The following is a 9,462-nucleotide window of genomic DNA, read 5'->3' as shown; positions in this document are numbered from 1 at the left end:
CGTATAAGCCGTAAGCCATCGCGCAGGGAATGCCGGATGATTCGGCTGAACCTGTGGTACCTGCCGCCAGCTTTTCTTATTGCTGGCGGGCCATGGGTGAGGCCCTCACCCGGCATTCCCTGCGCCCTCTTCGATTCCTGGAGGGCGGTTCGCCGCATAACTCGGGTGCGATCGTGCCGCGGGAACGTGACGTTGCGTCTCTTCCAAGCGCGACCTAATTAAATCCGGGTAAAATATTGCAATCTTTTTTACCCGGACGATATGAGAGGCGAGCAAATGGAGGTCGTGATGGATCGGGACCAACGAAAGGCGGCCGGTGCGACCTACCGCGAGCGCAAGCCCGTCGCCGGCATCTATGCGGTCGTTTGCCGCCCGTCGGGACAGCGTTGGATCGGGCGAGCCCTGGACGTCAGTACCGTTCAAAACCGGCTGTGGTTCACATCGCGGCAGGGCGGCTATCCCCACGCCACGCTGCAGGCGGCCTGGAACCAGCACGGCCCCGACGCCTTCTCGCTCGACATCATCGAACGCCTCGACGACGAGGCGCTGGGCTATGTCCGGGATGGCCTCCTGAAGAACCGTTTATCGCACTGGTGCTCGACCCTCGCTGCGGAGGCCATTTAGCCGACAGGCAAAACCTCTTTCAGATGTTCGGCCGCGTCTCGTTGCCGTGACAGCACCAATTCCTATCTTCGCAATGGGCGCCGGCGATTCCCGTAATATTGACGTCATTTCCAACGGGTCGGATGCGCCGGACGGGTTGACCTTCGCAAGACGGCGGTATTGGTACAACGAATGGACATTGCAACGACCCGGGCAGCGGCAAAAAGCTCGCTGTCCCTTCCCAATATTCTGACCTATGCGCGGATCGCCGCCATCCCGGTGGTGGTCGGCTGCATCTATGCGCAGTCGATCATGGACGGGCCCCTATGGCTGCGCTGGGTCGCGGTGGCCGTCTTCATCGCCGCGGGCGTGACCGACTACCTTGACGGCTATTATGCGCGGATCTGGAACCAGCAGTCGGCGTTCGGCCGCATGCTCGATCCCATTGCCGACAAGCTCTTGGTCGCCTCCTGCTTGTTGATGCTGGCCGCCGACGGCATCATCCATGGCTGGTCGCTGTGGGCCGCGATCATCATCCTGTGCCGCGAGATCCTGGTATCGGGGCTGCGCGAATATCTCGCCGCGCTCCGCGTCAGCGTGCCCGTCACCAAGCTCGCGAAATGGAAGACCACGATCCAGCTGGTCGCGATCGGCTTTCTGCTGGCGGGCGAAGCGGGCGACATGATCGTCCCGGTCGTCACCCAGATCGGCCTGCTCCTGCTGTGGGCCTCGGCGATCTTCACGATCTACACCGGTTACGACTATTTCCGCGCCGGCGTCCATCACCTCGTCAAGGAGGACGCGGGATGAAGATCAAATATTTCGCCTGGGTGCGCGAGCGCGTCGGCAAATCCGAAGAGATGCTGGATCCGCCGCCTGATGTCCGCACGGTCGGCGAATTGATGGCCTGGCTTTCCAGATGCAGCGAGAGCTATGCCCATGCCTTCGAGACCCCAAAGGTAGTCCGCGCCGCGATCGACCACGTCCATGTCAAGCCGGACACGCCCATTGCCGGCGCGCGCGAGATCGCCTTCTTCCCGCCGATGACCGGCGGCTAGCATAGCGTTTTCGAGCGAAGTGGACACCGGTTCGCGTGAAGAAAACGTGTCAAAAGAAATGAAGATGACCGCTATCGTCACCATCCGCATCCAAGAGGAGGATTTCGACACGGCGCGCGAGATCGCGCAGCTGTCGAAGGGCCGCACCGATATCGGCGCGGTGGTCTCCTTCAGCGGGATCTGCAGGGGCAGCGAGCACGGCGATGTCATCGGCGCACTCACGCTTGAACATTATCCCGGTATGGCGGAAGCCGAGATCGCCCGCCACGCCAATGAGGCCATGGTGCGCTGGCCACTGAACGGGCTGACCATCATTCATCGCACCGGCCGCATCACGCCCGGCGAGAATATCGTGCTGGTGGTCACCGCCTCGAGCCACCGCCAGGCCGCGTTCCAGGCCGCGGAGTTCCTGATGGACTATCTGAAGACTAGCGCACCGTTCTGGAAGCGCGAGGAACGCGAGGGCGGCGGCAACTGGGTCGAGGCCCGCGCTCACGACGATGAAGCGGCGCGCCGCTGGACCAAGTCCTGATGGCCAAACGCACCAAAGTGACCGCCCGGCGCAAGCCGAGCGTGCGGAGAGTCGGCCAAGGCGAGCTCGCGACGCTGCTCGACTTCGTCCGCTACGCGGTGAGCCGGTTCAGCGAGGCCAAGCTGACCTTTGCGCACGGCACCACTGATCCGGTTGCGGAAGCCGCGTTTCTGGTCTGCGAGGCGCTGCATCTGCACCCCGACCAGTTCGAGACCTTCGCGTCCGCGCGGGTCACGGCGTGGGAAGCCGGCAGGATTCTCGACCTGATCGCCCAGCGCGTGACGACGGGAAAGCCCGCGGCCTACCTCGTCAATAAGATCTACATGCGCGGCCTGCCGTTCTATGTCGACGAGCGCGTCATCGTACCGCGCTCCTTCATCGGCGAACTGCTCGGCACGCATTTCCGCGGCGAGAGCGACGACAGCGTTGAACTGCTCGATCCCCTGGCCGTGCAGCGCGTCCTCGACCTCTGCACCGGATCCGGTTGCCTTGCGATCCTCGCAGCGCGGCATTTTCCCGCAACCGAAATCGATGCGGTCGACATTTCCAGGGATGCACTGGACGTCGCCATGCGGAATGTTGACGACCATGGACTTGCGGATCGCATCGCGCTGCATCACGGCGACCTGTTTGGGCCGCTCGGCGGCAAGCGCTACGACCTCATTATGTCAAATCCACCCTATGTCGATGCCGAAGGCATGGCCTCACTCCCGAGGGAATGCCGTGTGGAGCCAAGAGTCGCGTTTGACGGCGGCGCCGACGGCCTCGATGTGGTCCGCCGCATTCTCGAGGAGGCGCCGGCCCACCTGACGCCGCAGGGCGGACTGCTGTGCGAGATCGGGCGCGGGCGGGAGCCGCTCGAGGATGCATTTCCCCATCTTCCGCTGCTCTGGCTCGACACCGCGGAATCAGAAGGCGAGGTGTTCTGGGTCACAGCGGCGGATTTGGCATAAAAAATTCAGCCGCCATGCAAATCCGCTGACTTAATGCCAAAGCTCTTTGATTATTGACGTTTTCGTGCCCTCGCGAAGCTGGTAGTTTCGCCCGCAGCAACGACGCCAATTCCCGATAGAGGCCCCCATGCTGGACAAGAGCCCCGATTCCACCGCCATCAATGTGCCGAATGATCTGGCCGCGCTTTGGATGCCGTTCACCGCCAACCGGGCTTTCAAGAAGGCGCCGCGGCTGCTCGCCGGCGCCAAGGACATGCATTACATCACCGTCGACGGCCGCAAGATCATCGACGCCGCCTCGGGCATGTGGTGCAGCAATGCGGGCCACGGCCGCCCGCAGATTGCGGAAGCGATCGCCAAGCAGGCTGCGGCGCTCGACTATGCGCCGCCGTTCCAGTTCGGCATTCCCCAGGCGTTCGAGCTTGCAAGCCGCATTGCCGAGCTCGCGCCAAAAGGCCTCGAAAGCGTATTCTTCTGCAATTCCGGCTCGGAAGCCGCTGACACTGCGCTGAAGATCGCGCTCGCCTATCACCAGATCAGCGGCCAGGGCAGCCGCACCCGCCTGATCGGCCGCGTCCGCGGCTATCACGGCGTCGGTTTCGGCGGCACCTCGGTCGGCGGCATCGTCAACAACCGCAAGCTTTATGGCTCGCTGCTGGCGGGCGTCGATCACCTGCCCGCCACCTATGATCGCGAGAAGCAGGCCTTCACCAAGGGCGAGCCGGAGTATGGCGCGCATTTCGCCGACGAACTGGAAAACCTCGTCGGCCTGCACGGCGCCAACACCATCGCCGCCGTCATCGTCGAGCCGATGGCTGGTTCCACCGGCGTGCTGCCGGCGCCAAAAGGCTATCTCAAGCGGCTGCGCGAGATCACCCAGAAACACGGCATTCTGCTGATTTTTGACGAGGTCATCACCGGCTATGGCCGGCTCGGCCATGCCTTTGCCGCCGAGCGCTACGGCGTGTTGCCCGACATGATCACGTTCGCTAAGGGCGTCACCAACGGCGCGGCCCCGATGGGCGGGATCATCGTCCGCGACACCATCCACGACGCCTTCATGACCGGCCCGGAGCATGCCGTCGAGCTGACCCACGGCTATACCTATTCCGCGCATCCGATCGCCTGCGCCGCCGGGCTTGCCACGCTCGACATCTACCGCGACGAAAAGCTGTTCGAGCGCGCCAAGAACCTCGAACCGAAATTCGGCGATGCGGTGATGTCGCTGAAGGGGCTGCCGAACGTGCTCGACATCCGCACCGTGGGCCTGACCGCCGGCATCGACCTCGCCCCGCGCGCGGCGGACCTCGTCGGCAAGCGTGGCTATGATGCGATGGTCTCGGCCTTCCACGAAAACGACCTGATGTTGCGCATTGCCGGCGACACGCTCGCCTTGACCCCGCCCTTGATCATCAGCGAGGACCAGATCGGCGAGATCGTCGAGAAGGTCGGCAAGGTCATCCGGGCGGTCGCCTAGACCATTAGACGACGGGCCCTCCTCGCTCGGCCGGGAGGGGAATTGCCAGGGCGTGCGGACCGCATGCCCTGGCGGCCCCATCCAGCCTCTGGTTCCCGACCTGCCAAAAGAACAGCGCTTGCCGAATCACCTATGATGATAGGATCAGGCGATCGCGTGGGGGCGCGCGGGGTAACGACCTGTGTGGAGGGGCACGAGCGCCAGATGATACGTATTTCTACGATCTTCATTGCCATTTGCATGGTGCTGGTGGCGGCATCGCTCGGGCTGATCCTGTATTCGGTCGCCCATATCAGCGGAACGGAATCCGCGATCGTGGCGCTGGCCGCACTGACCTTCATGATCCTGTACAACGCCGTGTCGATGCGGCTGCGCGACCGCACCGATGTCGGCAGCCAGATCGCGGATCTGTCGCGCGGCACCGCGGATCTTGCCCGGCAGGTTGCGGAATTCGGCCGCCGGCTCTCCGCCATCGAGGGCCGGGTCGTCTCCGCCAACTCGATGGGCTCCGACCGCATCCAGTCCGTGGTCGGCGAGATCAACGAGCTCGGCGCGCTGGTCAAGCAGCTCGCGGTCTCGGTCGCAACCCATGAGGATCTCCTGACCTCGGCCAAGCCGCCCGCCCTGCCGGTGGATAGCGAGTTGCGGAAGGAGCTCCCATCCGCGGATAACGACAAGCCCGCGGCCATCACGGCAGCGGAGACGCTGACCCTGGCTCCCGCTGCGCCGGTCTCCACCGCCGCCCGCAGCCAGTCGCAAACCCTTGCCGCGGTGAGAAGCGCCGTGGACGAGAACCGGTTGGACATCTATCTGCAGCCGATGGTGACGCTGCCGCAGCGCAAGGTGCGCTACTACGAGGCGGTGACGCGGCTGCGCGACGAGAAGGACCAGGTGCTGGCGGCGGAAGATTTCATCGCAGTAGCGGAGAACGCCGGCCTGATCGGGCGGATCGACAATGCCGTGATGCTGCGCTGTGTGCAGGTCCTGCGCCGGCTCCTGGTGCGCAACAAGGACATCGGCATCTTCTGCAACGTCTCCGCGGCGACGCTCGGCAATCCAGCGACGTTTGCGCAATGCCTCGATTTCCTGGAGGCTAACCGCGCGCTCGCGCCCTCCTTCGTGCTTGAGTTCAAGCAAGCCACCCTGCGCACCATCGGCCCCACCGAGACAGAGAATATGGCGGCACTGGCCAAACGCGGCTACCGCTTCTCGGTCGATCACGTCGCCGACCTGCGCTTTGAGCCGCGCGAGCTCGCCGACCGCGGCGTCCGCTTCATCAAGGTGCCGGCTGCCCTCCTGCTCGATCCGAAGCAGACATCGGCATCCGACATTCATCCGTCCGACCTGTCGGACCTGCTCGGCCGCTTCGGCATCGACCTGATTGCCGAGCGGATCGAGGGCGAGCGCGCGGTGGTCGATCTGCTCGATTACGATGTCCGCTTCGGGCAGGGCTTTCTGTTTGCCCCGCCCCGCCCGCTGCGCCCCGAGGGCGCAGCCGCGTCTTCCAACGTCACGACCCCGGCAGACGCCAAGCCGCAGGAAACCAGCGTCACGATCAATGGTGCCGTCAATGGCGCCAAAATCAACGCGACGGAGGTGCCGGCCGGCCCGCCCCGGATGACCGGCGCGGCCGCGCTGGTACGCCGTGTCGCCGGACCGGCCTAGAGCATATCCGGACCCATGACCACACTGCGTTTTGTCGAAAGTCTGCGGGAGCTCGTCAGCGGCGGCGTCGAGGTCGTGCTCAGCGACATCTGGGGCGTGGTCCACAACGGCATCGAAGCCTTTCCGGACGCCTGCGAGGCGCTGCACCGCTTTCGCAGACAGGGCGGCGCGGTGATCCTCATCACCAACGCGCCGCGGCCCGCCGATTCGGTGCAGCGGCAGCTGCGCAAGCTCGGCGTCGCCGACGAGGCCTATGATGCGATCGTCTCGTCCGGCGACCTGACGCGGCTCTATGTCGCGGACCATCCCGGCCGCAAGGTGTTCTGGCTAGGGCCGGAACGCGACGGGTCGATCTATCGCGGGCTCGACGCGGTGCTCTCGCCATTCGATGACGCCAGCTACATCGTCTGCACCGGGCTGTTCGATGACGAGACCGAGACCGCCGAAGACTATCGCGAGATGATGCTGAAGGCGCGCGAGCGCAAGCTAAAGCTGATCTGTGCTAATCCCGACATCGTCGTCGAACGCGGCGATCGCCTCGTCTACTGCGCCGGCGCCATCGCCGAGCTCTATCGCGAACTCGGCGGCGAGGTGATCTTCTATGGCAAGCCGCACCGGCCGATCTATGAGCGCGCCATGGAGCTCGCGGCGACCCGACTTGGCCATGCGGTGGCGCTAAGCCGGGTGCTTGCGATCGGAGACTCCGTACGCACCGACCTCGCCGGCGCGCATGGCTTTGGGATCGATTGCCTGTTCGTCACGCGCGGAATTCACGCCGAGGAGTTTGCCGGCGTCGACCAGCTCGATCCGGCCTCGGTGAAGGAATTGTTCGGTCACCCGCCCCGGGCACTGATCCGGGAATTGAAGTGGTGATGTAGAATCTGTGTCCTTCTTCATTCCGGGGCCATGCGAAGCATCGAACCCTGATGCGCAATTGCGCACCTGAGAATCTCCGGGTTCCGGGTTCGCCGCTTCGCGGCGCCGGAACGAAGGGCATACACTTGCAGCGAAGTCAGTTTACGCGTTCGCCATGTCCGGGAAGACCGCTTCGATCTTGGTCTTCAGCGTCGCCGCGTTGAACGGCTTGACGATGTAGTTGTTGACGCCGGCCTTCTTGGCCGCGATCACGTTCTCAGTCTTCGATTCCGCCGTGATCATGATGAACGGGGTGGTCGCGAGGTTCGGATCGGCGCGCACCTCCCGCAGCAGGTCGTAGCCGGTCATCGGCTCCATGTTCCAGTCGGAAATCACCAGACCGTATTTTTTGCCCCGCATCTTGTTGAGCGCCGCCGAGCCATCGCTGGCATCGTCGATGTTGTCAAAGCCAAGCTGCTTCAGCAGATTTCTGATGATACGGATCATGGTGCTGTAATCATCCACCACGAGAACCGGCATCGACAAATCAACCGCCATCTTGACTCCCCTGCACGCACTTGAACGTAAGACAGATTGAACAACTCCGCCCGGGGCTTACCCCGACGGTCCATCCCTCTTGACTAGCATCAAGGCGTTAAACAGCTCGTTAACTGACCCTGGTTCCCACCTGTCCGCAGGTAGGTTTGCACCTCGGCTTGACTTCTGCAGCATCGCCGCGTCACGGTCCGCCCGGCGCGAACCACCCCGAAGCATTCCAAAAACCCCCTCAACGATGTCCGTTTTTACCGTCATCCGCGACACCTCCCCCATGTCTGAGATCCCCAGGGGCAGCGTGGTGGCGATGGGGAATTTCGATGGCGTCCATCTTGGTCACAGAGCCGTGATCGCAGCCGCCCTGGAGATGGGGCGGGTCCAAGGCCGGCCGGCGCTGGCGCTGACCTTCGAGCCGCACCCGCGGCGCTTCTTCAGCCCGAACACGCCGCAGTTCCGGCTCTCCGACGAGACTGCAAAACTCCGCCTGCTGGCCGGCACGGGCCTGTCCGGCGTCGTCTTGATGACCTTCGACAAGGCGCGGGCCGAAACCAGCGCACAGGACTTCATCCACAACGATCTGATTGGCCGGCTTGGGGTGCGCGGGATTGCAGTCGGTTATGATTTCCATTTCGGCAAGGGCCGGGTCGGCTCGCCGAGCCTGCTCGTCAAAGAGGCCCCGAGGCTCGGAATCGAGGTCGATGTGCAGCCACATGTCGATATCGACGACAGGCCGGTGTCATCCTCCGCGATCCGAATAGCGCTCGCGGAGGGCCAGATCGATGAGGCCACCGCGATGCTCGGCGCGCCCTGGTTCATCTCGGGCGAAGTGATCCACGGCGAAAAACGTGGCCGCGAACTCGGCTATCCCACCGCCAATATCCGTCTCGACCAGAACTGCGCACTGAAGCACGGCATCTATGCGGTCCGGGTCGGCCGTGGCGAGGGGATCAGCGAGGCGCGGCTCGACGGCGTGGCGAGCTTCGGCCGTCGTCCGACCTTTGACAATGGCGCACCGCTCTTGGAAATCTTCCTGTTCGGTTTCAAGGGCGATCTCTATGGCGAAACCCTCGATGTCGCCTTCATCGGCTTCATCCGCGAGGAGCTGAAATTCGACAGCATCGAGGCGCTGGTTCGCCAGATGAATGACGATAGCACCCACGCGCGGGCGCAACTGGCCGCGGCGCCGGGCGCCTTCCCCAAGCTGGGAAAGCTGGGCTGAACGCACAGCGGGGGGCTTTGCGAATGGGCCGGTGGCTGCTATGGAGAGCCCCCATGTTTGCGCGGCGCATCATAAGGATTAGCTGCCCGGCTTCCGCCTGAGCTCCTCCGCTCGGCGCAAGTCCGGGACCCTCCTCGTCCACCCGCGAGTGATCGCGTATTCCGCGCCCTTTCCGAGCAAGTCGACCTCATGTCCGAGAAGCCGCAAAAGTCCGACACGACAGACTATTCGAAAACCCTGTTCCTGCCGCAGACGGATTTCCCGATGCGCGCAGGACTGCCGCAACGCGAGCCGGAAATTCTGAAGCGCTGGCACGCGATCGATCTCTATCGCCGGCTGCGCGAAAGCTCGAAAGGCCGCGCCAAATTCGTGCTGCATGACGGTCCGCCCTATGCCAACGGCAACATCCATATCGGCACGGCGCTGAACAAGATCCTCAAGGATCTCGTCACCAAGAGCCAGCAGATGCTGGGCTTCGATTCCAACTACGTGCCGGGCTGGGACTGCCACGGCCTGCCGATCGAGTGGAAGGTCGAGGAAGAGAA

Annotated in this window: 11 protein-coding genes; 10 read left to right on the top strand and 1 reads right to left on the bottom strand. The window is 63.7% G+C overall.

Features of this window, described 5'->3' with window-relative positions; genetic code table 11:
• Nucleotides 1-288 precede the first annotated feature (288 nt).
• From JOZ76_RS27680 to JOZ76_RS27645, 8 genes are all read left to right on the top strand, one after another.
• Nucleotides 289-624: a GIY-YIG nuclease family protein gene (locus JOZ76_RS27680; RefSeq protein WP_291704077.1), complete on the top strand. Its 336-nt coding sequence runs from the start codon at nucleotides 289-291 to the stop codon at nucleotides 622-624.
• 171 nt (nucleotides 625-795) lie between these two features.
• Nucleotides 796-1,413 (top strand): CDP-diacylglycerol--glycerol-3-phosphate 3-phosphatidyltransferase, encoded by a 618-nt coding sequence (gene pgsA / locus JOZ76_RS27675; protein ID WP_291704075.1) that lies wholly within the window; start codon nucleotides 796-798, stop codon nucleotides 1,411-1,413.
• A complete protein-coding gene (gene moaD / locus JOZ76_RS27670; RefSeq protein WP_291704073.1) occupies nucleotides 1,410-1,661 on the top strand; it encodes a molybdopterin converting factor subunit 1 in 252 nt (83 codons plus the stop codon). Before pgsA ends, moaD begins: the two co-directional genes overlap by 4 nt.
• Before the next feature lie 64 nt (nucleotides 1,662-1,725).
• Nucleotides 1,726-2,193: a molybdenum cofactor biosynthesis protein MoaE gene (locus tag JOZ76_RS27665; protein WP_291704072.1), complete on the top strand. Its 468-nt coding sequence runs from the start codon at nucleotides 1,726-1,728 to the stop codon at nucleotides 2,191-2,193.
• On the top strand, nucleotides 2,193-3,146 hold the full coding sequence (gene prmB / locus JOZ76_RS27660) for a 50S ribosomal protein L3 N(5)-glutamine methyltransferase (RefSeq protein ID WP_291704070.1): 954 nt from the start codon (nucleotides 2,193-2,195) through the stop codon (nucleotides 3,144-3,146). The genes JOZ76_RS27665 and prmB overlap by 1 nt, the downstream gene beginning before the upstream one ends.
• Nucleotides 3,147-3,273: 127 nt before the next feature.
• Complete coding sequence (locus JOZ76_RS27655; protein ID WP_291704068.1) at nucleotides 3,274-4,623, top strand: aspartate aminotransferase family protein; 1,350 nt, start codon at nucleotides 3,274-3,276, stop codon at nucleotides 4,621-4,623.
• A 204-nt stretch (nucleotides 4,624-4,827) separates the two neighbouring features.
• Entirely contained in the window at nucleotides 4,828-6,288 is a 1,461-nt protein-coding gene (locus tag JOZ76_RS27650; RefSeq protein ID WP_291704066.1) for an EAL domain-containing protein, read from the top strand.
• A 15-nt stretch (nucleotides 6,289-6,303) separates the two neighbouring features.
• Nucleotides 6,304-7,161: a TIGR01459 family HAD-type hydrolase gene (locus JOZ76_RS27645; RefSeq protein ID WP_291704063.1), complete on the top strand. Its 858-nt coding sequence runs from the start codon at nucleotides 6,304-6,306 to the stop codon at nucleotides 7,159-7,161.
• 144 nt (nucleotides 7,162-7,305) lie between these two features.
• Here JOZ76_RS27645 and JOZ76_RS27640 read toward each other — a convergent pair whose 3' ends face one another.
• On the bottom strand, nucleotides 7,306-7,701 hold the full coding sequence (locus tag JOZ76_RS27640; protein WP_291704062.1) for a response regulator: 396 nt from the start codon (nucleotides 7,699-7,701) through the stop codon (nucleotides 7,306-7,308).
• A gap of 235 nt (nucleotides 7,702-7,936) precedes the next feature.
• On the opposite strand from JOZ76_RS27640, the gene JOZ76_RS27635 reads away from it, so the two are divergent.
• Together JOZ76_RS27635 and JOZ76_RS27630 are read left to right on the top strand one after the other, a co-directional pair.
• Complete coding sequence (locus tag JOZ76_RS27635) at nucleotides 7,937-8,917, top strand: bifunctional riboflavin kinase/FAD synthetase (protein WP_291704060.1); 981 nt, start codon at nucleotides 7,937-7,939, stop codon at nucleotides 8,915-8,917.
• 189 nt (nucleotides 8,918-9,106) lie between these two features.
• Nucleotides 9,107-9,462: class I tRNA ligase family protein (locus tag JOZ76_RS27630; protein ID WP_291704058.1), on the top strand; the 356-nt coding region annotated here is incomplete at its 3' end.

The sequence above is a fragment of the Bradyrhizobium sp. genome, assembly GCF_019244115.1.
Lineage (GTDB): Bacteria > Pseudomonadota > Alphaproteobacteria > Rhizobiales > Xanthobacteraceae > Bradyrhizobium.
The sequence above is the reverse complement of the archived record's forward strand: the minus strand, read 5'-3'. Positions and strand labels throughout refer to the sequence as shown.